General features: G+C 62.8%; 20 protein-coding genes and 3 pseudogenes. 7 read left to right on the top strand and 16 right to left on the bottom strand.

Annotated features, from left to right (window positions below; genetic code table 11):
• Nucleotides 1–18: 18 nt before the first annotated feature.
• Genes ACXAGF_RS03405 through ACXAGF_RS03395 form a run of 3 tightly spaced genes read left to right on the top strand, consistent with a single transcriptional unit; the run spans nt 19 to nt 3,531 of the window.
• Nucleotides 19–891, top strand: a complete 873-nt coding sequence (locus tag ACXAGF_RS03405; protein WP_475014492.1) for a branched-chain amino acid ABC transporter permease — start codon at nt 19–21, stop codon at nt 889–891.
• Between the two features lies 1 nt (nt 892).
• The gene (locus tag ACXAGF_RS03400; RefSeq protein ID WP_475014491.1) at nt 893–2,806 is read left to right on the top strand and encodes a branched-chain amino acid ABC transporter ATP-binding protein/permease; all 1,914 of its coding nucleotides are present in this window, start codon (nt 893–895) and stop codon (nt 2,804–2,806) included.
• An 11-nt stretch (nt 2,807–2,817) separates the two neighbouring features.
• The gene (locus tag ACXAGF_RS03395) at nt 2,818–3,531 is read left to right on the top strand and encodes an ABC transporter ATP-binding protein (RefSeq protein ID WP_475014489.1); all 714 of its coding nucleotides are present in this window, start codon (nt 2,818–2,820) and stop codon (nt 3,529–3,531) included.
• Between the two features lie 114 nt (nt 3,532–3,645).
• Here the strand turns inward: ACXAGF_RS03395 and ACXAGF_RS03390 are convergent, their stop codons facing one another.
• Entirely contained in the window at nt 3,646–4,050 is a 405-nt protein-coding gene (locus ACXAGF_RS03390) for a MerR family transcriptional regulator (RefSeq protein ID WP_475019201.1), read from the bottom strand.
• A 53-nt stretch (nt 4,051–4,103) separates the two neighbouring features.
• On the opposite strand from ACXAGF_RS03390, the gene ACXAGF_RS03385 reads away from it, so the two are divergent.
• Nucleotides 4,104–4,892, top strand: a complete 789-nt coding sequence (locus tag ACXAGF_RS03385) for a MauE/DoxX family redox-associated membrane protein (RefSeq protein ID WP_475014487.1) — start codon at nt 4,104–4,106, stop codon at nt 4,890–4,892.
• Nucleotides 4,893–4,919: 27 nt separating this feature from the next.
• On the opposite strand, the pseudogene ACXAGF_RS03380 reads toward ACXAGF_RS03385, so the two are convergent.
• The 10 genes and pseudogenes from ACXAGF_RS03380 to ACXAGF_RS03335 all read right to left on the bottom strand — a co-directional run.
• Nucleotides 4,920–5,286: pseudogene (locus ACXAGF_RS03380) on the bottom strand (IS3 family transposase); the annotation flags it as partial.
• A 197-nt stretch (nt 5,287–5,483) separates the two neighbouring features.
• The gene (locus ACXAGF_RS03375) at nt 5,484–6,473 is read right to left on the bottom strand and encodes a hypothetical protein (protein ID WP_475014486.1); all 990 of its coding nucleotides are present in this window, start codon (nt 6,471–6,473) and stop codon (nt 5,484–5,486) included.
• A gap of 14 nt (nt 6,474–6,487) precedes the next feature.
• Entirely contained in the window at nt 6,488–8,287 is a 1,800-nt protein-coding gene (locus ACXAGF_RS03370) for a dipeptide ABC transporter ATP-binding protein (RefSeq protein ID WP_475014485.1), read from the bottom strand.
• Nucleotides 8,182–9,129: an ABC transporter permease gene (locus tag ACXAGF_RS03365; RefSeq protein WP_475014484.1), complete on the bottom strand. Its 948-nt coding sequence runs from the start codon at nt 9,127–9,129 to the stop codon at nt 8,182–8,184. The genes ACXAGF_RS03370 and ACXAGF_RS03365 overlap by 106 nt, the downstream gene beginning before the upstream one ends.
• A complete protein-coding gene (locus ACXAGF_RS03360; protein ID WP_475014482.1) occupies nt 9,119–10,087 on the bottom strand; it encodes an ABC transporter permease in 969 nt (322 codons plus the stop codon). The genes ACXAGF_RS03365 and ACXAGF_RS03360 overlap by 11 nt, the downstream gene beginning before the upstream one ends.
• A gap of 46 nt (nt 10,088–10,133) precedes the next feature.
• A complete protein-coding gene (locus ACXAGF_RS03355; RefSeq protein WP_475014481.1) occupies nt 10,134–11,726 on the bottom strand; it encodes an ABC transporter substrate-binding protein in 1,593 nt (530 codons plus the stop codon).
• Complete coding sequence (locus ACXAGF_RS03350) at nt 11,723–12,274, bottom strand: YbaK/EbsC family protein (protein WP_475014480.1); 552 nt, start codon at nt 12,272–12,274, stop codon at nt 11,723–11,725. The genes ACXAGF_RS03355 and ACXAGF_RS03350 overlap by 4 nt, the downstream gene beginning before the upstream one ends.
• Nucleotides 12,271–13,278 (bottom strand): dipeptidase, encoded by a 1,008-nt coding sequence (locus ACXAGF_RS03345; RefSeq protein ID WP_475014479.1) that lies wholly within the window; start codon nt 13,276–13,278, stop codon nt 12,271–12,273. Before ACXAGF_RS03345 ends, ACXAGF_RS03350 begins: the two co-directional genes overlap by 4 nt.
• Nucleotides 13,275–13,577: a hypothetical protein gene (locus ACXAGF_RS03340; protein ID WP_475014478.1), complete on the bottom strand. Its 303-nt coding sequence runs from the start codon at nt 13,575–13,577 to the stop codon at nt 13,275–13,277. The genes ACXAGF_RS03345 and ACXAGF_RS03340 overlap by 4 nt, the downstream gene beginning before the upstream one ends.
• On the bottom strand, nt 13,574–14,737 hold the full coding sequence (locus tag ACXAGF_RS03335) for a pyridoxal phosphate-dependent aminotransferase (protein WP_475014477.1): 1,164 nt from the start codon (nt 14,735–14,737) through the stop codon (nt 13,574–13,576). Before ACXAGF_RS03335 ends, ACXAGF_RS03340 begins: the two co-directional genes overlap by 4 nt.
• Before the next feature lie 86 nt (nt 14,738–14,823).
• On the opposite strand from ACXAGF_RS03335, the gene ACXAGF_RS03330 reads away from it, so the two are divergent.
• The 3 genes and pseudogenes from ACXAGF_RS03330 to ACXAGF_RS03320 form a co-directional block, all read left to right on the top strand.
• A complete protein-coding gene (locus ACXAGF_RS03330) occupies nt 14,824–15,492 on the top strand; it encodes a GntR family transcriptional regulator (protein ID WP_475014476.1) in 669 nt (222 codons plus the stop codon).
• Between the two features lie 395 nt (nt 15,493–15,887).
• Nucleotides 15,888–16,025: pseudogene (locus ACXAGF_RS03325) on the top strand (transposase); the annotation flags it as partial.
• Nucleotides 16,022–16,227: pseudogene (locus ACXAGF_RS03320) on the top strand (IS3 family transposase); the annotation flags it as partial. The pseudogenes ACXAGF_RS03325 and ACXAGF_RS03320, both read left to right, overlap by 4 nt.
• Before the next feature lie 149 nt (nt 16,228–16,376).
• Here the strand turns inward: ACXAGF_RS03320 and ACXAGF_RS03315 are convergent.
• From ACXAGF_RS03315 to ACXAGF_RS03295, 5 genes are all read right to left on the bottom strand, one after another.
• Nucleotides 16,377–17,996, bottom strand: a complete 1,620-nt coding sequence (locus ACXAGF_RS03315) for a GMC family oxidoreductase (protein ID WP_475014475.1) — start codon at nt 17,994–17,996, stop codon at nt 16,377–16,379.
• Between the two features lie 29 nt (nt 17,997–18,025).
• A complete protein-coding gene (locus ACXAGF_RS03310; protein WP_475014474.1) occupies nt 18,026–18,799 on the bottom strand; it encodes an enoyl-CoA hydratase-related protein in 774 nt (257 codons plus the stop codon).
• A gap of 3 nt (nt 18,800–18,802) precedes the next feature.
• A complete protein-coding gene (locus ACXAGF_RS03305; protein WP_475014473.1) occupies nt 18,803–19,768 on the bottom strand; it encodes a dihydrodipicolinate synthase family protein in 966 nt (321 codons plus the stop codon).
• Nucleotides 19,769–19,828: 60 nt separating this feature from the next.
• The gene (locus ACXAGF_RS03300; protein WP_475014472.1) at nt 19,829–20,782 is read right to left on the bottom strand and encodes a substrate-binding domain-containing protein; all 954 of its coding nucleotides are present in this window, start codon (nt 20,780–20,782) and stop codon (nt 19,829–19,831) included.
• 63 nt (nt 20,783–20,845) lie between these two features.
• Nucleotides 20,846–21,838, bottom strand: a complete 993-nt coding sequence (locus ACXAGF_RS03295; protein WP_475014471.1) for an ABC transporter permease — start codon at nt 21,836–21,838, stop codon at nt 20,846–20,848.
• Nucleotides 21,839–21,852 lie beyond the last annotated feature (14 nt).

Below are 21,852 nucleotides of genomic sequence, written 5' to 3'. Positions count from 1 at the left end.
CGGCACAAGGGGATAGCCATGCTCGAACTACTACCACAAGTCCTCGTCAGCGGCGTTTCACTAGGCATGATCTATGGCCTCATCGCCTTCGGTTATCAGCTTACCTATGTGACGTCCAAGACCGTGAATTTCGGGCAGGCGGAAGCGCTTGCCGTCGGCGCCCTCATCGGCCTCACCCTCCAACCTTATCTCGGATACTGGGTAGCGATACCGGTCGTCATGATTTTCGGCGCCGTCTACGGGCTGGCGGTCGAGCGCATTGCCGTGCGCCCGGCCCTCAAGGCGGGCAGCGAAGGTTGGATCCTTGCCACGATTGCTGTCGGGATCATCATGAAGAACGTCGCAGAAAACATCTGGGGCAAGGAGGACCTGCCCTTTCCGTCGCCATTGCCCCCCTCTCCGTTGCAGGTCGGTACGGCCTTCGTCTTGCCGATGGAGGTCCTCATCGTAGCGGGGGCTCTTGTTCTTATGATCGCCGTCGAGTTCCTCAATCGCTCGACCCTCATCGGCAAGGCGTTCGTCGCCACCGCAGACGACCGGGAGGCTGCCAGCCTGATGGGTATCAGCACAAAGACCGTCATCGCTGCATCCTTCGCCATATCCTGCGCGAGCGCTGCCTATGCGGGGGTACTTATCGCGCCCTTGACGCTGACGGGGTCTGGCATGGGGCTGGTTCTGGTTCTGAAGGGCTTCGCCGCAGCGATACTTGGCGGCCTTACCTCCGGCATGGGAGCGCTGGTGGGCGGGCTGATCATCGGCATTGCCGAGGCTACTACCGCCTTCTACCTCTCCACCGGCTTCAAGGAAGTGCCAGGGCTGATCATCCTGCTTGTCGCACTTGCGTTGAAACCGGAAGGTCTGTTCGGCAAACCCATTTCGAAAAAGGTGTGAGATGAAGCACTTTACGTTTCCGGTGGTTGGGCTGCTGCTTCTCGTCCTTGCACCGCTTGCCACGCCCAACGCCTACTACGTCCACATGTTGACCGTGGTCCTCATATTCGCCATCGCGCTGATGGGCCTGGATCTCATTGTCGGCTATGTCGGCCAGATTTCACTGGGTCATTTCGGACTTTTTGCCATCGGTGCCTATGCGGCAGGGTTGCTCACCGTCGACGCCGGCGTCCCGCTTGTCCCTGCCTTGCTGCTGGCGGCGGCGGTGACTGCGCTGTTCGGAGCCATACTGGCGTTTCCCGCCCTGAAGACATCCGGCCCCTATTTTGCGATGGTGACGCTCGCGTTTGGTTCGATAGTGGTTGTCGTCATCAACGAATGGTCCTGGCTGACCGGCGGCGCGCGCGGCTTTGCCTTGCCGAAGCCGGCATTGGCCGGTCTGGTCCTGGAGGGAGAGTACTTCTACTGGTTCGTGCTGGCAGCATTCATTCTTGCTTGGGCCGCCACGGGCCGTTTGATCGCCTCACGCTACGGTCGCGCCTTCGAGGCCCTTCAGGGAAGCGCTATAGCCACCGACAGCCTGGGTATTTCGTCGTTCGGCTACAAGGTTCTTGCATTTCTGCTGAGCGCCGGCCTTACCGGGTTTGCCGGCGGCATATATGCATTTTCCGAACACTACATCACGCCGCAATCCTTCAACTTCGAACTGACGATCGTGCTGCTGATGGCCCTGATCGTCGGCGGACGAGCGAGCAGGCCCGGCGCTTTGGCCGGTGCGATGCTGGCGGTATGGCTGCCCAACCTGCTCGCCGATATCGCCACGTTTCGGGTCATGGCAGTCATCGCGACACTAATTCTGCTGGTGCTGACTGTCCGGGCGAGCCGGGTGCGCGAACGGAAGCGGACCTTGTGGTTGCCCTTGGCGGTTAGTGTGGTGGTCACCATCGTCAGCTTTGGCCTAGACACGATGATCGAGCAGCGACTGACGATCTTCGGTCTCATCCTGCTCGGCGCGATCAGCTACCTGCCGAACGGCATTGTCGGGAGCCTGATGGCCCTCGGCGAGGGCCCATCCAGCAAAGTGACCGAAAGCCTCAGGAACAATGCCCCGGATATCCTGCCGTACTCAAACCAAGACCGGATGAAGAGAACACTTGAATTGGACGACGTCACGCTCAGCTTTGGTGGGCTGACAGCGATCAATCATCTTTCCATGGTGATCGAACCTGGTACCGTCCACGGCCTTATTGGTCCGAACGGCGCCGGCAAGAGCACTCTGCTCAACATCCTGACAGGGATCTACACTCCTAGTTCGGGTATGGTCAGGCTTGACGGCAAGTCCATTGGCGGTGCCCCGACCGCCCGCATCGCCTGTTTGGGCGTGGCGCGGACGTTTCAGAACATTCAGCTCTTCGGCCAGATGAGCGTTCTGGAGAATGTGCTCGTAGGCCGTCATCGCTCCTTTCGTACGGGCATGCTGGATGTTTTATGGGGTGGATCGCGATACAGGCGGGACACTGTGGCCCAGTGCGAGGCCGGCCTGTCGCTTCTGGAACTCGTCGGACTTGCTCGGCTTGCTGGTGAAGATGCTCGCAATCTCCCCTATGGCAAGCAACGGCTCCTGGAGATTGCCAGGGCGCTGGCGACCGAGCCCGCGATCCTGCTGCTCGATGAACCGGCTGCAGGGCTCAACCCAGCAGAGGTGCAGGAACTGGTGACGATCCTGAAGAAGATCAAACAGGCGGGCATCACGATGCTGCTCATCGAGCACCACATGGACGTGGTGATGGCGCTCAGTGACCACGTCACAGTCCTCGATTTTGGCGAGAAGATCGCCGAAGGCACCCCGCAGTCCATATCCCAGAACCCAAAGGTGATCGAAGCCTATCTCGGCACCGCCATCGCCGTAGCCTGAAGGAGGCCTCTATGTTGACAGTTGAGAACCTCACCGCCGGATATGGCCGGTCCGATGTCTTGCACGAAGTTGGACTAGTGGTGCCGAAAGGCAAGCTCGTCTGCATTGTCGGAGGCAATGGCGCCGGCAAGACCACGACAATGCGGGCCATTACGGGGATGGTCCCCGTTGCCTCCGGCCGGGTCTGCTTCGGTGGAGTGGATATCACCAGCATGCCAGCACACAAGGTGGCGGCACTCGGCCTCGCCCACGTCCCTGAGGGGCGGCGCGTCTTTGCCAGCCTTTCCGTTCTCGACAACCTGACGCTCGGCGCGTTCCGAATAAGGGGGAGCGGCCACCGAAAACTGTCGGCCGATTTGGACGAAGTATTTTCGCTCTTCCCCCGACTGCAGGAGCGCCGAAGGCAGATGGCCGGGACGCTCTCTGGTGGGGAACAGCAGATGCTGGCGATCGGACGCGCGTTGATGGCAAGGCCGGAACTGATCTTGCTCGACGAGCCGTCGATGGGACTGGCGCCGAAACTGGTGGAGGAGGTCTACAGGATTGTCATCCAGCTGCGTGAAGAGGGCCGAACGATCCTCCTTGTCGAGCAGTTTGCCAATCTCGCCCTCGGGATTGCTGACTACGGCTATGTGCTGGAAAACGGCCGACTGGTTGTTTCCGGAACCGGTCACGAACTCTTGAAGAACGACAGGGTCAGAGAGGCCTACATCGGCGCCACGTAGGTGAAAGTGGGCGAACGGGGCGCTCGAGGCGGTGATGTTCGCCGTGCTCCCTGGAATGTCCGGCACCAGGGGGTTGTCGGCTGTTACGCTGTGCCCCAATGACCGCCAGCGCGGCTACAAATCGAACGATGCCAGGATTGGACAAGGCCCGGGCTTGCCGGATGTACACTCCCAGACGAGCCGCCGTAGGGCTTCACGTGCGCGCTCCAGCTCGGTGATCCTGATGTCCAGGGCATCAATCCGTTTTCTCGCCAGGGTTCGCGCTCGCTCCCTGTCTTCTCGGGAATCCAGGTCGAGAAGCTCCTTGATCTCCTCAAGCGTGAAACCCGCCGTCTGTGCCTGTCTGATAAACAGCAGTCGCCGCACGTCCTTTTCGCCGTAGCGGCGAACTCCCGGCGACTGCCGGGGAGTGTCCAACAGTCCCCGGCGCTGATAGTAGCGGACGGTCTCCACGCCGACATGCCCTGCTGCGGCAAGTTTTCCGATGGTCATTCCCATGAGCTCTTGACTCCGTACTATGGTACGGAACTTATGATCTTGCCAACGGTTTCACAAGTCGAGGGAGACGTGAAATGTTGGACAAGACAAAGCCGACACATCGATCGAAAAAGGCGGTCCTCTACCGTATGGTGACAGCTGACCACACCTGTCCCTACGGATTGAAGGCCAAAGACCTGCTGAAGCGCACCGGCTACGAAGTGGACGACCGCCACCTGACGACCCGTGAAGAGACCGACGCGTTCAAGGCTCAGCACGGCGTGGCCACGACACCGCAGGTGTTCGTCGGTGAGAACAGGGTCGGCGGCTACGACGATCTTCGCAGGTTTCTTGGCAAACCCGTGGCCGATGCCAAAGCCACGAGCTATCGCCCGGTGATTGTCCTGTTCGCCTTGACGGCCTTTATGGCAATGGCGGCCAGCTTCGCAGTCGATGGCAATCCGTTTTCGCTGCGTGCGGCGGAATGGTTCATAGCCTTCTCGATGGTCGTGCTCGCCATGTTGAAGCTTCAGAACGTCGAAAGCTTCGCAACCATGTTCCTGAACTACGACCTGCTCGCGAAGTGTTGGGTGCCGTACAGCTACATTTACCCATACGCAGAAGGGCTGGCCGGGGTCTTGATGATCGCGGGCGCGTTGACCTGGTTGTCGGTGCCGGTCGCGCTCTTCATCGGCACGGTGGGAGCCGCATCGGTGTTCAAAGCCGTGTACATCGACAAGCGGGAACTGAAATGCGCGTGCGTAGGTGGATCGAGCAACGTGCCGCTCGGCTTCATCTCACTCACGGAAAACCTGATGATGATCGCCATGGCCATCTGGATGGCGGCGACCTCGGCGGGCCTTTCTGTCGGCCACGTCATGTAGAACCTTCAGCCTCTGTCGCCGATCGGCTGACCTGCTCCCTGCTCTCTTGCGGCCACCGCGTTTTAGGACCGTCAACCGCTCTTCCTTGTAAATCCGGTAGAGCTTCTTCCCGTTCATCGCGACGCCCTCCCGCTTCAAAAGCAGGTGCAGGCGGCGGTAGCCGAACCGCCGTCGCTCCGATCACAGCTCCCGCAAACGTTCTCTCAGAGCAGCATCGTCCGGCCGGCTAGATATGGATCGGCAGACCCGCGGCGCAATGCCAACCAGGGCGCAGGCCCGCCGCTGCGAGTAGTTCTTCTTCTCGACTGCCCAACTCACGGCATTCCTCCTCGAGCCGGGCGTCAGACGTTTCTTTCAGCATCTCGCGGAGCGTCGATACATCCATCATCGATTGCGGGGAGAAACCTCCGCCATCAGAGACTTGGCGATATGGCCGTTTGACATCGGCCGCACGGATTCGCAGTTCTGCACGCGCCGGTGATTTCCGCGTCCTGGCTGGACGAGCCGAGGGGCGAATCAGATTCAGAGGCGGCGCAACACACGGCGCACGATCTCGCAATTCATTCGAGAATAGAGCGCTCAGTCGGCGCCTCATCGGCGCCGGGCGCGCGCATCGAGCAAGAGGAACACAGTCACCACCGCCAGCCCGGCCGCGGTCCCCCAGGACCAGGCGTAACGTGGCGAAAGGCCCTCCAGCAGGAAGGTCACGACAGGCAGGGCCGCCATCGTCACCATGACCGTATGGGGATCGGAATACCGAATGCCGACCTGCAGCAGATAGAGGGGGATGAGGATGCCGATGACGGACACGGCCAGCAGCACCGCGACCAGGTGGCCCGACCATTCGACCGGGGCACCGCCGGCGCCCCACGCCATTGCAAGCGAAAGCGGCAGGATCAGATAGAAGCGGTGCGCCAGTACCGCGCCGGACGTCCAGCCATGGCCTAGCAACGTCTTGGAGGCCATGGTGATCAGCGCGGCCCCGAAGCCGGCCGCCACGCTCGCCGCCAGCCCCAGCCACACGTCTTGGCCGGCGGACTCGAGCGCACCGCTGCCCAATGCCGCAACGCCGAGCAGGACGCAGCCGGAAAGTACGCCGATGCAGATCACGACGCGCCGGCACGGCGGGCGCTCGCGCGTCAAAGCCATGGACATCGCCACCGTCAGGATCGGGCCAACACCGATCTCAACAGCCCCGGCAACCGCCGGCTCGATGAGCTTCAGGGCCTGGAAGAAGCAGAGGAAGGTTAGAGCGGTGCCGGCGTTCAGCAACAGCAGCGCCCCCCGGGCGCGCCCGCCCACACCCTTTCTCGCCACAGCGAGAAAGAAGGTTGCGGTGAGCGCAAAGCTGAAGAAGACGAAGAGGGGCGCCGGGAGCGCCACAAGCCACGTCCCGTAGCTCACCTTGCCGATGGCCTGAAGACAGACCGCGAGGAAAATCAGGACCCGGGCCAGGGTGAGCGGCGAGAGAGGCTTCATTGCGGTTCCGGCATCAATAGGTTCGCGATGACAGCCGTCGGGCTCCAAACCGCAGGCGGACAACAGGTCGTTGAACCGCGCGGCGCGGCGTGGATACGGCAAGCCTCATCCGGCTTTCAGCTCGCGAGCCTGAACCTTGGCGCGAGCGACAACAGCGTGGCGGTGTAGGGATGGGTCGGTCGGGTAAACAGCTGTTCGACATCGCCTTGCTCCTGAATCTGGCCAAGGCGCATCACCGCCATCTGGTCGCACATCTGCCGTATCACCGCCAGATCGTGCGACACGAAGAGCATCGTCAAACCGAGCTGTGCCTGCAGGTCGCGCAGAAGGTTCAGGATCTGCGCCTGCACTGAAACATCAAGCGCCGAGGTCGGCTCGTCGCACACCAGGAAGCGCGGCCGCGTGGCGAGCGCACGGGCGATGGAAATGCGTTGCCGCTGCCCGCCCGAGAACTCATGCGGGAATTTTTGCGCGGCGGCCCGGCCGAGCCCGACGACGTGCAAAAGGTCCTCGGCGATCTCCCGCGCCTCCCTGCGGCCGCCGGCCAGCCCGTGCAACAGAATCGGCTCGCTGACGATGGCGCCGACGCGGTGCCGCGGATTGAGCGACGAATAGGGATCCTGAAAGACCATCTGCATCTCGCGCCGCAGGTCCCTTGCCGCCCGGCTTTCCAGGCCCACCATCTCCCGACCGGCGAAACGCACCGATCCTGACTTCGGCCGGTAGATCCCGGTAACGACCCGCGCGATGGTGGACTTTCCCGATCCGCTCTCGCCGACAAGACCAAAGGTCTTGCCCTGCGGGATGCAAAAGGAGATGCCGCGCAGCGCATGCAGCCAGGTGCGCCGCGAAGGCCAGAGGCTGGCGCGCGTGAGAAAATCGAGGCAAACGTCCTCCATCTCCAGCAAGGGGCCGTCCCGACGCGCGAAATCCCTCGCCTCACCCAGCCAATGGTTGGTCAGATCGACCGCCCGGTCGCCTCCCCTCTCGATGAAGTTCACCTCCGGGAAGCGTTCGATCTTGCCGTCCATTGGCGGCACGGCGGACAGCAGGCTGCGCGTGTAGGCGTGCTCTGGCGCACTCAGCACGCGCGTGGTCGGGCCGGCTTCGACTATCCTGCCGCGATACATCACCGCCACGCGGTCCGTCACCTCGGCAATCACGCCCATGTCATGGGTCACGAGAATCATGCCCACCCGGTGCTGGTCGCAAAGCTGGCGCAGCAACTGGAGGATCTGCGCCTGTACCGAGACATCCAGCGCCGTCGTCGGTTCGTCGGCGACGATCACCTCCGGCTCGCTCGCCAGCGCCAGCGCGATCACCACACGCTGGCGCATGCCGCCGGAGAACTGGTGTGGATAGTGGTCGATGCGGTCTTCAGGGGCGCGGATACCGACGCGCGACAGCAGTTCAATTGCCCGAGCGCGCGCCGTGGCGGCGTCGAAATTCAGATGCAGCCTGATCGTCTCGATCAGTTGCGACCCAACGGTCTCGACGGGGTTCAGCGAAGTCAGCGGATCCTGAAAGATCATGCTGATCCGCTTGCCCCGCATGCGCGCCAACTGAAGCGCGTCGGTCGTGTCGATGCACTGGCCGTTCATCTGGATCTCGCCGCGCGTCACCCGCCCCGGTGACGAGAGGAGACCGATGACGGCAGCGCCGACGGTTGACTTACCCGCACCACTTTCGCCGACCAGACCGACGATCTCGCCCGCCGCCACCTCGAGCGAAACGTCGTCGACGGCGACGAAGGAGCCGCGCCTTGTGGGGTACTCCACGCGCAGATTGCGGATAGAGAGAAGCGCCATGGTCACACCTTCAGCTTGGGGTTGAGCGCGTCGCGCATCCAGTCGCCCAGCAGGTTCACCGCCAGTGCCAGCGTCACCAAGGCCGCCGCGGGGAAGATCGTGACCCACCATTCGCCTGAGAACAGATACTGGTTGCCGACCCGGATCAGCGTGCCGATGCTCGGCGTCGTCGGCGGCACGCCGAGACCAAGGAAGCTCAACGAACTCTCGATGATGATCGCAAGCGCGAAGTTGATCGTTCCGATGACAAGAACCGGGGTCAGCACGTTGGGCAGAATGTGCCGGAACATGATCGCTGAGTGCCCCAGGCCCATCACCTGACAGGCCAGCACATACTCCTTGGCCGACTCCGCCATGACCGAGGCCCGCACGGTCCTCGCATACTGTACCCAGGTCGATACCGCGATGGCGCCCACGATCACCCAGAGCTGGAGACCGGCCAGCCATCCGGGTGGGAAGATGCTTCGGGCCAGTCCGTCGATCAGCAGCGCCAGCAGAATCGCGGGAAAGGCCAGCTGGATATCGGCCAGGCGCATCAACGCCGAGTCGAGCCAGCCGCCCACATAGCCCGCGACCAGCCCCACGCCCACGCCGATCACTAGTGCGATGGCGACAGAGGCAAATCCGACCAGCAGCGAGATCCTGGCACCATGGAGAATGCCGGACAACACGTCACGTCCCTGGTCGTCGGTGCCCAGCCAGTAGCGGGCATCACCGCCATCGACGAAGGCCGGCGGGAGGTTGCTGTCCATGATATCCAGCGCGCCGGGATCAAAGGGATCGTGGGGTGCCAGCCAAGGGGCAGACAGCGCGCACAGCAGAAAAAGGAGAAGAGTCAATGTCGACAGGACCGCCACGGGCGAGGTGCGGAAGGCGTATCCGGCATCGCTGGACCAGGCGCGTGCGCACAAGCCTGCCGGCCTTGCGGTCGTTGCATCGTCAGCAGCCATGGCGCAGCCTCGGGTCGATTCGGACATAGAGCAGATCCACGATCAGATTGATGAGCACAAAGATGAAGGCGACCAGCAGCAGGTAGGCGGACATCACCGGCACGTCGGCGTCGCCAATGGCCTGAATGAACATCAGTCCGACGCCGGGCCACTGGAACACGCTCTCGGTGATGATCGAAAAGGCGATGATCGACCCGAGCTGCAACCCCGCGACGGTGACCACCGGGATGAGGGTGTTCTTCAGAGCATGTCGAAAGCAGAGCGAATGCTGAGACAGGCCCCGAGCCCGGCCGAAACGGATGTAGTCCATCGACAGCACTTCCAACATCTCGGCCCGCACCAACCGCAGCACCAGCGTGAGTTGGAAGAGCGCCAGCGTTGAGGCCGGCAGCAGCAATGAGGCCAGGCCCGACCCGGTGAGCAGGCCGGTGGTCCATCCGAAAAGGCTCACCAGCTCGCCGCGCCCATAGGTCGGCAGCCAGCGCAGCCAGACCCCAAAGACAAGGATCAGCAGGATGCCGATCAGGAAGGTCGGCAACGAGACGCCGATCAGAGACCCGCTCATGATCAGCCGGGACAGCACGCTCTTGCGGCAGATGGCCGTATAGACGCCGAGAGGGACGCCGGTCAGCCCGGCGAAGAAGGCGGCGACGACGGCCAATTCCAGCGTTGCGGGCAGCCTCTGCACCAGCAGGTCGGCGACGGGAATGCGGTGGCGATAGGAAATGCCGAAATCGCCCTGGACGACCTGCACCAGGAACCGCGTGAATTGCACCAGGACCGGATCATCGAGGCCAAGCGCCGTACGCAAGGCGGCGCGGTCGCCGGTGCCCGTGTCCTGGCCGACCATTGCGGCGACCGGATCGCCCACGAACCGGTACAGCGCAAAGGCGACGAAGGCCACGGCCAGTAGGACGAGGACACTCTCGGCCGACCGCCTGAAAACGAGAGCTAGCATGGGACGCTCCTGAACGGATCACGGCAATTCTGTTGCTGTGGTGCGGTTACTCAGCGATCGTGACGGTGCGCAGATCGAGAACGTTGTCGGCGCGCTGGGTCACCTCGACCCCGTCGACCACGCCCCAGCTGATCGGCTGCTGATGCAGCGGGATATAGCCGACATCGGCCTTGACGATTTCGAATGCTCGGCTGATCAAGGCCTGACGCCTTTCGGGGTCGGTCTCGACCGCAACCTGGCCGGCCAGCGCGTCGACCTCGGGGTTGCAATAGCCGCCGAGGTTGAAGGGGCCGGTGGTGCCCTCCACGTCCCGGCAGGCCATCAGCAGGTTCAGCACCTCGTAGGCATCCATCGAACTTGGCGTCCAGGCCAGCAGATAGAATGAAGTGTCGTAGCCCCCGGCGGCCAGGATCTTGGCGAAATACTTGGATTTCGTCTGCGCCAGCAGGTCCACCTTGACCCCAACCCGCGCCAGCATGCCGACGATCGCTTGGCAGATCACCTCGTCGTTCACGTAGCGATCATTCGGGCAGTCCATCTGCAGCGCAAAGCCATCGGGATAGCCCGCCTCGGCCAGCAACGCCCGGGCCTTTTCCGGATCATGGGCGTAGGGCTCGTTCAGCGCCGGGTCAAAGCCGATGACCTGCGGCGCCACCATCAGACCGGCCGGGCTCGCCGCGCCACGCATGATGCGTCCGGTAATGGCGGGAACGTTGATCGCGTGTGCAAAGGCCGCGCGTACACGGACATCGGCAAACGGGTTGGCGGTGGTGACGTCCGAGCGCTGCAGAACCGGGCGTGACTGGTCCATGCCCAGATAGACCGTGCGCGCTTCGGGATTGGCGATGACGCGGATGGCTTCGGCTTTGTTGATCCGCTCCCAGTCCTGAAGCGGCACGGGATAGGCGAGGTGAACCTTGCCGGAGAGCAGCGCAGCCACGCGCGTCGGATCCTCTTGAATCGGAGTGAATACCGCCTCCGTCACGTTGCCCGGCACCCCGTTCCAATAGCCGTCAAATCGCTCCAGGACAGTGCGGACGCCGGACTGACGCTCCTTGACGGTGAACGGGCCGGTACCGTTGACGTTGAGGTTGGCGTAATTGGCCGAATTGCTGTCGGCAACGCTGGTCGCTTCCGTCGCGCCGTTGGCCTCGGCCCATTCCTGGTCCATGATGTAGAAGAAGACGAGGTCATTCATCAGCGTGGGCACCGGCCCGGCGGTGGTGATGATGATATCGTGATCGGATACCTTCTCGATGTTCTCGATCAGCCGCGCCCGGCCCTTCTGGTCGGAACCCTCGGTCAACGCCCGCCGCCAGGTGAAGATCACGTCGTCGGCGGTGAACGGATTGCCGTTGTGGAAGGCGACGCCTTGCCGGAGTGTCAATTTCCAGGTGGTCGGCGAGGTCAGGGCCCATGAGGTGGCAAGCGCTGGCTGCACCCGCATCTCGCCGTCATAGGCGGTCAGTCCTTCGTAGATGTTTCCCAGAAACCCCAACGTGAAGGTCTCATTCAACGCTTGCGGGTCGAGGCCCTGCACGTCCGCCTGGTGAGCAAAGGTCAAGGTTTCGGCCGATGTCTGCGCGGCATTGAGGGCAAATGCGCAAACCGCGCTCAGTAGCAGGTATCGGGTGTTCATCTGTTTGCTCCCTGTTGAGAATTGCCCCCGCATTCGCGGTGGTGACTGCCAGTGGCGCGGCTCGGCGCGTCATTTCCCCCAGCCGCCGCCAGCAGGCTTGCGCCGGTCGCATGCAGAAGCTGCCGAGGATCGACGGAAAAGACCGCGTTGGGCGCTCCGGCGGCGGCCCAGACAAGCGGCTGCGCGAGCAATGCCGGATGCATGAAGACCGGTACCGGGCTCCGGTGACCCAAGGGTGCGACACCGCCGATGGCAAAGCCGGTCTCCGTTCGCACCTTTTTGGCATCCGCGCGCACGAGCGGCCCGCCAACGGAACCCGCAGCGGCTGCAATGTCGACCTGTCGGTCGCCGGGAATCAGCAACAGGACCAGCCCACCGGTATCGGAACGCTCGAAGACAAGCGACTTGACGATCTGCGCAACACCACAGCAACAGGAGCGCGCCGCCTCCTCCGCCGTGCGCGTGCTGTCGGGCATGGTTAGGATCTCAACGTCCAGCCCTGCCATTGCGGCTGCCTCTGCCACCCGGCGCGTGCTCCTGTCACTCATGCCGCCCCCCCTGCCGGCAGGGCGAGCCGGAGATAGTTCGCACCGAGGACGCCCCGGATCTCGTCTCTGGAGAAGCCGATTTTTTCGAGCGCGGCGACAAGATCGCTCAGCCGTTCTGGCGCGAAGAAGGTCCATGGCGGCGTGGGGTAGCCGCGAGGCCAGCGAGCCTTGTGATTGTGGTAAAAGGCGAAATCGCTACCTTCGAGGTACATGAAGTCAAGGCCCAGACCGATCCGATCGACCCCGGCCACGGACGCCATGTGCGCGATGTGGCGCGCCATCTCGCAGGGCAGATCGGGCCCCTCGGCTCCGAGAAAGAAACCCACCCCGTTGACGCCGATGTAGCATCCGGCCTCGGCTGCGGCCCGAATCTGGGCGTCGGTCAGGTTGCGCTCGTGCTCGAAAAGGGCGCGGGCGTTGGAATGCGAGAAGATCGGGGGGCAGTTCAGGCCCATTGCGAGAACGTCGAAGGTGGTCCGCTCGCCGCAATGCGTCAGGTCGACCCGCATGCCGACGGCATCCATTCGGCGTACCAATTCGCGCCCGCGCGCACTCAGCCCGGCATTTCGCGGTTCATGGCAGCCATCGGCAAAGATGTTCGCCTCGTTGTAGGCCAGGATCGTGCGTCCGATCCCCGCCAGAAAGAATGCGTCGACGAGGTCAAGATCGCGCGAGAAGGGCGTGGCGGACTGGAAATGCAGCGACGCCGAGAGGCGCCCCTCGGCCTGGGTCGCCGTTATCTCTGCGGCCGACCGGGCCAAGGAGACGCCGGAGCCGGCGAGCAGGCGCGCCAGTTGGCCGAGGTTGGCAAGGGCCTCGGACGCCGTCTCCTGCCCGCTCGCGACGGTCAGCGACACGTGGCTGAACCCGGCCTCACGAAAACGGCCGACCTGTTCGCCGAAGTCCGCACCGGGCGGAAGGAAGGGGCGGGACCAGGGCCAGAGCCCGTCGATCACGGGCGCGCCCTGGAGCCAGGGGAAGCGGTTTAAGAGTGCGTTTGTCATATCCTGCCCTCATAACGATAGGCGGGCGGCCCGATGTCGAGATGCACCGGCAAAAAGGACTGTGCGGACGGCACGCAGGCATGTGCCGGCTCGGCGGCGGCAGCCCCCCGGGCGGTCATGACGCAGGCCGAGACGATGTCATTGCGCTCCATGCGCGCGCCCGCGTAGCCGGCGTCGGTCCGGTCGAATCTCCTTCCTGCCCGCGCCACGGCATCGGCACCCTGACCGATCGGTTCGATCGCTCCTGCCCTCCCCGTGCGGATCATGCCCGGCCCTGCCCGAAAGCGCTCGATGCTCATACCGACCAGGCCCTCCGGATGCGCTCGCGCAGGTCGCCCATGCGCGACACAGGTTCGTTGGCGTAGACGAAGCGCAGGTAACGACCGGCCCGCCTGTCCAGGCCCCAGCCGGTCATCGGCGTCGCGGCGATGGCTCCGAGATCGAAGATCCGCTGCGCCGCCTCGCCGGGCTTCATTCCCAGCGCGACGGTATCGATCAGCAGCGACCATCCGCCGTCGGGCGCCACCACCGGCAGCCCTGCCATCTCGGCCAGGATATGATCCCGTCGGCGCTGCCATTCCGCCGTAGCGGCCGCCACGCCGTCGTCCGCGGTGGTCAGCGCCGCAGCGGCGCCGGGCATGGCAATGCCCACCTGGCATACGACATTGGTCAGGCTGACCAGCCCGATATCGCCCATGATCCTGCGCGGCCCCACGATCCAGCCGACCCGCCAGCCGATCATGCGGTACTCTTTCGAAACCGCCCCGATGGTGATCACGCGCTCGGCCATGCCGGCAAAGCTGGCCGGATGCAGCACCGGCGCACCGGCAAAGACAATCCGCTCCATCGCCGCATCGTGCACGATCCACGCGTCGGCGGCCTCGGCGGCGTCACAGATCGCCTGCCACTCCTGACGGGTGTGCACGATGCCGCTCGGCATGGAGGGACTCATCGTCACGATCGCGCGGACCTTGGGTGAAACCGCGTCGCGAAGCGCATCGAGGTCCAGCCGCCAGCGCCCTCCACTCACGACGAGGGGGATCAACTTCGGCACGCCTCCCGACAAGCGGATCCGGTTGATGAGGCCCGCATAGGCGGGGTCAGAGATGAGCACCTCGTCACCCGGCTCGATCAGCGCCAGCAAGGTGTTCAGGACACCCGACAACCCGCCGGCGGAGATGATGCACTGCGTCTCGGGGTCGTAGCTCACGCCGGTCGTGGCCGAGACCCGGGCGGCGGCCGCCCGGCGCAATTCGTGGATTCCCAGGAACGGCAGGTAACTGTTCGCATCGTCCCGCGTCACCGCGGCCAGGGTCGCCTCGATGGCGGCCGGGGGGGGAGCGATATCCGTGTCGAGATTTTCGAGGCGCAGCATCTCGGCGCTCGCAAGCGCGTCGGCGGCATTGCCCATCTTGTCCACCCCGATACCAGGAATGTCGGCAAGTCTTGAAACAGTCACCCAACTCTCCATATTGGATCCAATTTTTATTATTGAAAGACACACCTCCGATTGCTTGTCAACATTGCAGTTGCTATGAAGACCGCATGCAGAGTGTTCCTCAAAAGCGCGGCGACCGCGCACAGCACGTTGAAGCGCTGATCCGCGACGCGATCATCACCGGTGCCTTGGCGCCCGGAAGCGCCCTTCGCCAGGAGGAACTCGCGCGGACCTATGCCTCCAGCCGAATGCCGATCCGCGAGGCGTTGCGGACGCTGAGCGCGGAGGGCCTGGTTCAGCTCATCCCGAACAAGGGCGCCATCGTCGCGCCGATTTCGGCGGACGAACTGCGCGAAAACTTCGAGATGCGCGAGGCGGCCGAGACGCTTGCGATCCGCCTGGCCGTGCCGCACCTGTCGAACGCTCACATCGACGCGGCGGCAGCGGTTCAGAAGCGGCTGGAGACTTGTGACATTCTGGAGTTCGGCGCGCTCAACAAGGCGTTCCACACGACGCTCTACCGGCCCGCGGACCGGCCGCGCCTGATCGCGCACATCGCGAGCCTGCACGACATCGCCGAGCGCTACCTTCGCTTCACGCTTGTGCACCTGGACTATGTGCGTCGCTCGTCGGACGATCACGAGGCCATTCTCGAGGCCTGCTACCGCAGGGACGTGGACCGCGCCATCAGTCTCACGTCCTCACACATCCTCGATGCCGGCCGGACGTTGGAACAGTACCTACGCCGCGTGGCCTCCGATCACACCGGCGACTGATCCGGCCGCTTCCGCCTCCTCGTCGAGGACGAAGGCCTCGCCGGCGGTGGCAGTCGCCGACCAAACATCCGGCTCGTCAGTGGTCAGTGACAGCAGCCGACCAAAACGCCGAGGCGCCAAGCCTTGCACGTCGATGAATGCGTTCACGCTGTCCGGTTTCGTTACATCATGTCATAGCGTCAGCGTGACTAGCAGCACGAACATCATGGCAACCGCCAACACCGAAAGTTCAACAAATCCGTCGTCCATCGCAGGACCCTCCTGTCATGACGGCATACAACGCGCACGACGCGCGTCTGTTCCCGGCCGCCCTCTGCGCCCCTCATCTTCCGCAACTGAATAGCCCCTAGATTTGTGGACGCCTTCCTCCCTATTTCTGAGGCAAGGAGGCCATGATGGGGTCTGGCAATTTCAGTGACGAGTTCAAGCGCGATGCTGTCGCGCAGGTTACCGAGCGGGGCTATCCGGTTGCGGAGGTGTCGCAGCGGCTGGGCGTGAGTCAACACTCGCTCTACGCGTGGAAGAAGAAGCTAACTGCCATGACAATGCCGTGGCGGAGAACTTCTTCAATCTCCTCAAACGCGAGAGAATACGGCGCAGGACATACCGGAACACGCGAGGAGGCAAGGAAGGATGGTGTTCGACTACATCGAGATGTTCTACAACCCCAAGCGCAAGCACGTCAGGAACGGAATGCTGTCACCCGTCGAGTTCGAGCGGCAGCAGGAAATGTAACCCGAAGGCGTCCACGAAACTTGGGGCTATTCAGAGGCTTGTAAGGATACGAACCGCTGCCTCGAATCCAAGCTCCTGATTCACATAAGAAACCCGGTCCAAACGGGCCGGGAAATTAGCACTCCTTCGCCGTTTGAACTAAAACTCCGTCACGCTGGGATGGCGCAGCGGTCCGATACACTGTTGACAGCCCCATTTTTGATCAGGTCTGCCGCCTTTTCACCGATCATCATGGTTGGGGCATTGGTATTCCCGCTGAGAAGCACGGGCATGATCGAGGAATCCGCAATACGCAGGCCCTGCACACCTCTCACACGAAGCTGCGGATCGACGACCGCGTCCTCGTCCACACCCATCTTGCATGTACCGACCGGATGGTAATCACAGCACGCATACTGACGAACATAGGCCATGATATCCTGCTTCGACTTGGCGTTGGGACCAGGCAGTCGCTCGATCTTGATGTATTTGGCGATCGCAGGCTGGGAGAGAATTTCGCGAGTCGTCTCGATCGATTTGAGTGACATGTCGCGGTCGTACTCCTCACCATGATAGTTCGGATCGATCAGCGGCTCATCGGCTGGGTTTCCGGACCGCAGTGCGATGGTCCCGATGCTCCGCGGCCGCAGGAAGGTCGTATTGACCGTGAACCCATGCCCATCGAGGCGCGTCTGACCACCCCGGATCACCATTGCAGGCGCGATGTGGATCTGCATATCCGGGCGGCCGTTGTTCTCGCTGGAGGCGAAGCCGCCTCCCTCGACGATCACCGAAGCCGCCGGACCGCTGCGATAGAGCAACCACTGCAGCCCGTGACGCATGGAACGGGGGAAGCGGTCCTGGCCATCGTAGCTGATCGGTTCCTTCAGGCTAACATGGACGTTCGAGCACAGATGGTCCTGCAGGTTCTTGCCCACGCCCTTGAGGTCGATCTTCGGATCGATGCCAACCTGGCGAAGCTCATTGGCGTCACCGATTCCGGACAACATCAGTAGACGCGGCGAATTGATCGCCCCGCTCGTGACGATCACCTCGCGGCTGCAATGGATCGTTCGGACCGACTGACCCTGCGCGACTTCAACGCCGACGGCCCTATCCCCTTCGAGGACAATGCGGATCGCCCTGGAACCGGTCATCACCGTCAGGTTCTTCCGCGACTGCACAGGGCGGAGATAGGACACCGCCGAACTCCGGCGGCGGCCGTCGCGGCAGGTCACCTGGTAGAGACCCGCGCCATACTGGGTCTCACCATTGAAATCCGGGTTATATGGCAGCCCCCAGGACTGGCAGGCCCGGACGAAGGCCTTCGAGAGCTCATGGGGGTTGACCTGATCGGAGACCCAGAGCGGACCGCCTTCGCCATGATACCTGTTCAAGAGGCGATCGTTGTCTTCCGACTTGCGGAAATAGGGCAAAACGTCCTCGTAGCTCCAGCCTTCGTTTCCGAGCGCCGCCCAGTTGTCATAGTCCTCACGCTGGCCGCGAATGTAGATCATGGCATTGATGGAGCTCGAGCCGCCCAGTGTCTTGCCTTGCGGATACCAGATCTCGCGATTGTCCAGATTCTTCTGCGGCACGGTCGAGAAGCGCCAGTTAACGCCCGGTCCGAACAATTTGCCAAGGCCACCCGGTATGTGGATCATAGGGTTCCAGTCCCGGCTGCCGGCTTCGAGCAAAAGAACCTTGACCGACGGGTCTTCGCTCAGGCGGTTTGCGATCACGCAGCCGGCAGAGCCCGCGCCCGTCACGATGTAATCGAAATCTGGCATGCTACCTCCCGATCCCTTCTGGGATCTCCTCAACGACCCTGGAACTTCGGCTTGCGCTTTTCGGCAAAGGCACGAAGCCCTTCCATTCGGTCTTCCGTGTCAAAGGCCTCGACGGTGAGTTTATGCTCGACACGCAGGCCCTCAGCGAGGGAATACTCGTCCGCCGCCCGTACGGCGCGCTTGGCATAGGGTGTGACTGCGATTGACTGCGCGGCAATGGCGGACGCAATTTCAACCGCCCGCTCCTGCAAACCATCCACCGGCACAATCTCGCTGACCAAGCCCTTTCGCTCGGCGAGCGCGGCATCGACCATCTGGCCGGTCAGCACCATCTGCATGGCAAAACTCCGTCCGACGAGACGGGGAAGCCTTTGCGTGCCGCCATCGCCGGGGAAGGAGCCGATGTTGATCTCAGGCGTTGCGAACTTGGCGGTGTCCGCAGCGATGATGATGTCGCAAAGAAGGGCCAATTCCAGCCCTCCGCCAAGGGCAAAGCCGTTTACGGCGGCAATGATCGGCTTGGGGAAATCCTGGATCTCCTGCCAGCGCGCCAACCTGTCGGGATCGGCATAAGATGCCACGCCCCTCTCCAACATATCGGAGATGTCCGCACCGGCTGAAAAAGCGCGTCCGCTGCCCGTCAGGATCACGCAGCCGACCTCGTTGTCCGCCTTCGCATCATCGAGCAGACCGACGAGGTCGGCGAGCAGTTCCTTCGACAGCGCATTCAGCTTTTCCGGACGGTTCAGCGTCAGGTGGAGCACTCCGGGCGACGGACGGTTTTTCAGCACAAGTGCGATCATCGGTCATGCAACCTTCTTGTAAAGGGTCTCCGGCGTCAGGCCAGCCTGCTCAACACAACGGCGGATCTTTTCGATTTCGGCGGCCGTCGGCTTGACCAGCGGCGGGCGAACATAGGCTTCCTCCCAGCGACCGAGAATGACAAGCGCTTCCTTCATGCGATTGTGCATGTCGAGAAGCGGATGATCATAAAAGGCGCGGACCGTCGGATAGATCTTGTCATTGATCGCCTTGGCCGCGTTGAGATCGCCGGCCTTCACAGCGCGCAGAAGCGCGACCTGAAGGTTGGCGATCACCGACCCGGCGCCGGAGAGCAGGCCGTCGCAACCAAGGGCAAGCGAGCCGAGGAGCCAGGAGCTGTGGGTGGTGAGTGTTCTGACCGGCTGGTCCAGCGCCCGAAGCTCGCGGATCTGGCGTTCATGCAGGTTGCCGTCACCACAATTGTCCTTGATCGCCCGGATCGAGGGGAAACGCGAGCAAAGCTCAAGCAGCGTCGGCAGGGGTATCGCAAGGTTCGAGGCGACGGGGAACTGGTAGTGGATGATCGGAAGGCTGGATGAACCGGTGATGTGCTTGTAGTGCTCCTGAATAACTTCCAAACGCATATTCCCACCGAGAACCATGACTTCCGGCGGGAAAACCAGAAGACCGTTCGCGCCTTCGTCCTGCGCCTTGCGGGCGATGCGTGCGGCTTCAAGGCTCGAATTCGTGTAGACCGCGACAACGGTCGGAACGCGTTCTTCGAGCACCTCCTTGGTGACCGTGATCGCGCGGAATTGTTCCTCGATGGTCAACGACGCGACCTCGGCTGCATGACCATTGATGGCGATCGCACTGATACCTTCCACGCCGCCGACATCTGCGAGGTGTCTGCGATAGGCTTTTTCATCGACCTCGAGCTTCGCATTGAACGGCATGAGAACGGCGGGAACGACGCCCTGGGGATCGTCGTAGTGGCGAACGGATGTCATCGCTTCTTCCTTCTGTTCGAGGTGGGGCCGCGCACGGACGGCGCGGCCCATCGGCGTGGCTTAGATCCCCTTGCCGAGGAACTGATCGACGTTGTCGCTGGAAACCTGGACGGTCGGCAGGACAATCTCCTTGTCGACGGTCTCGCCCTTGGCGATCTTGTAGGCGGCCTGGATGCCTTCCGGCGCGCAGAACGGATAGATGAAGCAGGCCGACATCTTGCCGTCCTTGATCGCCTGGAAGGCCGTGTTCTGGCCGTCCATCCCGATCACCTTTACGCCTTCGAGGCGGCCGGCGGCTTCCATCACCTGGATTGCGCCGAGCGCCATTTCGTCATTGTGTGCGTAAACGGCCTGGATTTCACCCGGCCTGAAGCGCTGAAGCATGTCCTCCATGAACTTCACGGCCTTGTCGCGGGTATAGTCGCAGTTCTGCTGCGCCACGACCTTCAGGGCGGCATTGCCGGCGACTGCGCTCGCAAAGCCGTTGTGGCGATCGTTGGTGGCCGAGGCTCCGGCCGTGCCCTGCAGCTCGATGATGTTGCCTCCGTTCGGAAGCGCATCGATCAGGAATTTGCCGGCGCCTTCGCCGAGCGGCAGGTTGAGACCGCCGAGATGGCAGGTTACCTCCGTGTTAACCTTGCGGTCGAGTGTCAGAACGGGGATGCCCTGCGCCAGAGCGTCCTTGACCACTGGTGTCAGGGCCTGTTCGGTGAGCGGCGAGATCACGAGAACCTTGATACCCTGCGTCAGCAGGCTTTCCACGTCCGCCACCTGCTTGGCGGCATCGTTGTTGCCATCGGTCACGATGATGTCGAGGTCCGGATAGTTCTCCGCCGCGAATTTCTTGTTCACCTCGACCATTGCGATGCGCCAGGGATGGTTCATGGTGCCCTGGCTGAAGCCGATCTTGATCTTATCCTGGGCGAAAGCGCCGCGCAGCGGCAGTCCTAACGTGCCTACGGCGGCGGCCAGGGCTGCGGAGAGCGTCAGGAATTGTCTGCGGTTGGTGTTCATGTTCGTTCCTCCTCAAGATTGGACAGTTGCAATTCTCCGTGCACCACCATGGCGCGACGGCATTCAGATCCGCTGGCGGTGGCGATAAACCTCGAACATGACGGCAGCGATGATGATGGCGCCCTTGACGATCTGCTGGGTGAAGGGCGAGATGCCGAGCAGGTTCAGGATGTTGGCGATGACGGCTATGATGGCGGCGCCGATGACGGTTCCGATGATGGTGCCTTCGCCGCCGAAGAGACTGGTGCCACCGATGACCACGATCGCGATCGCTTCCAGTTCGAGGTTAGTGCCGGCCGTCGGCTCGCCGACGGTGAGGCGAGAGATCGTGATAAGCGCCGTCAGCGAGGCGAGAATGCCCGAGATGACGTAGACCGACATGAGCACCGCCCCAACCTTGATGCCGGCAAGGTGCGCGGCTTCTGCATTGGAGCCGACGGCGTAGACTTGGCGGCCGAGGGCGGTCGAGCGCAACACGACGAAGGCGATCAAGGCGACGCCAGCAAAAATCCAGATCGGCACGGGAACGCCGAGAAGGAAGCCGCCACCGAGGAAATAGAAGGCATCGGTGGCATCACCGAGGTTCTGCGGCTCGCCGTTGGCGATGGTCATCGCGATACCGCGACCCATGACGAGTGTGCCCAGCGTCATGATGAAGGGTGGCATGCGGAAGAAGACAACGCCGGTGCCGTTCAGCGCGCCGAACACCGCACCCATCACGAGCGCCAGGACGATCACGACCGGGATCGGCGTGCCCGACGAAAGCAGCATCGCGCTGGAGACCGCGACGACCCCGACGATCGAGCCGACGGATAGGTCGATGCCGCGCGTCAGAATGACGAAGGTCATGCCGATGCTGACGATACCAAACAGGGCGATCTGGCGCCCGACATTCATGAGATTACCGACCTGCAGGAAGCTTGGCGAAAGGTAGATTGCTACCGCGCACAGCGCGACCAGCACCCAGAAAAGGCCGAGGCCTTGCACGAGCGACCATGCCCGCGAAGCAGCCGAGCCTTCCATTGACGCATTCCCGGGGGTTGCCGTGTGAGCCATGTCCCCTCTCCTCC

The organism is Mycoplana sp. ABR4_002 (assembly GCF_056159645.1).
This window is presented reverse-complemented; position numbering and strand designations above follow the sequence as displayed.

Bases quoted from the DNA above. Each gene is read 5' to 3' on its own strand.
- ACXAGF_RS03400 (WP_475014491.1), top strand. From the start codon at position 893: ATGAAGCACTTTACGTTTCCGGTGGTTGGGCTGCTGCTTCTCGTCCTT.
- ACXAGF_RS03355 (WP_475014481.1), bottom strand. From the start codon at position 11,726: ATGAACACCCGATACCTGCTACTGAGCGCGGTTTGCGCATTTGCCCTC.
- ACXAGF_RS03350 (WP_475014480.1), bottom strand. From the start codon at position 12,274: ATGAGTGACAGGAGCACGCGCCGGGTGGCAGAGGCAGCCGCAATGGCA.
- ACXAGF_RS03330 (WP_475014476.1), top strand. From the start codon at position 14,824: ATGCAGAGTGTTCCTCAAAAGCGCGGCGACCGCGCACAGCACGTTGAA.
- ACXAGF_RS03305 (WP_475014473.1), bottom strand. From the start codon at position 19,768: ATGACATCCGTTCGCCACTACGACGATCCCCAGGGCGTCGTTCCCGCC.
- ACXAGF_RS03345 (WP_475014479.1), bottom strand. From the start codon at position 13,278: ATGACAAACGCACTCTTAAACCGCTTCCCCTGGCTCCAGGGCGCGCCC.
- ACXAGF_RS03340 (WP_475014478.1), bottom strand. From the start codon at position 13,577: ATGAGCATCGAGCGCTTTCGGGCAGGGCCGGGCATGATCCGCACGGGG.
- ACXAGF_RS03365 (WP_475014484.1), bottom strand. From the start codon at position 9,129: ATGGCTGCTGACGATGCAACGACCGCAAGGCCGGCAGGCTTGTGCGCA.
- ACXAGF_RS03315 (WP_475014475.1), bottom strand. From the start codon at position 17,996: ATGCCAGATTTCGATTACATCGTGACGGGCGCGGGCTCTGCCGGCTGC.
- ACXAGF_RS03295 (WP_475014471.1), bottom strand. From the start codon at position 21,838: ATGGCTCACACGGCAACCCCCGGGAATGCGTCAATGGAAGGCTCGGCT.
- ACXAGF_RS03395 (WP_475014489.1), top strand. From the start codon at position 2,818: ATGTTGACAGTTGAGAACCTCACCGCCGGATATGGCCGGTCCGATGTC.
- ACXAGF_RS03385 (WP_475014487.1), top strand. From the start codon at position 4,104: ATGTTGGACAAGACAAAGCCGACACATCGATCGAAAAAGGCGGTCCTC.
- ACXAGF_RS03310 (WP_475014474.1), bottom strand. From the start codon at position 18,799: ATGATCGCACTTGTGCTGAAAAACCGTCCGTCGCCCGGAGTGCTCCAC.
- ACXAGF_RS03360 (WP_475014482.1), bottom strand. From the start codon at position 10,087: ATGCTAGCTCTCGTTTTCAGGCGGTCGGCCGAGAGTGTCCTCGTCCTA.
- ACXAGF_RS03300 (WP_475014472.1), bottom strand. From the start codon at position 20,782: ATGAACACCAACCGCAGACAATTCCTGACGCTCTCCGCAGCCCTGGCC.
- ACXAGF_RS03405 (WP_475014492.1), top strand. From the start codon at position 19: ATGCTCGAACTACTACCACAAGTCCTCGTCAGCGGCGTTTCACTAGGC.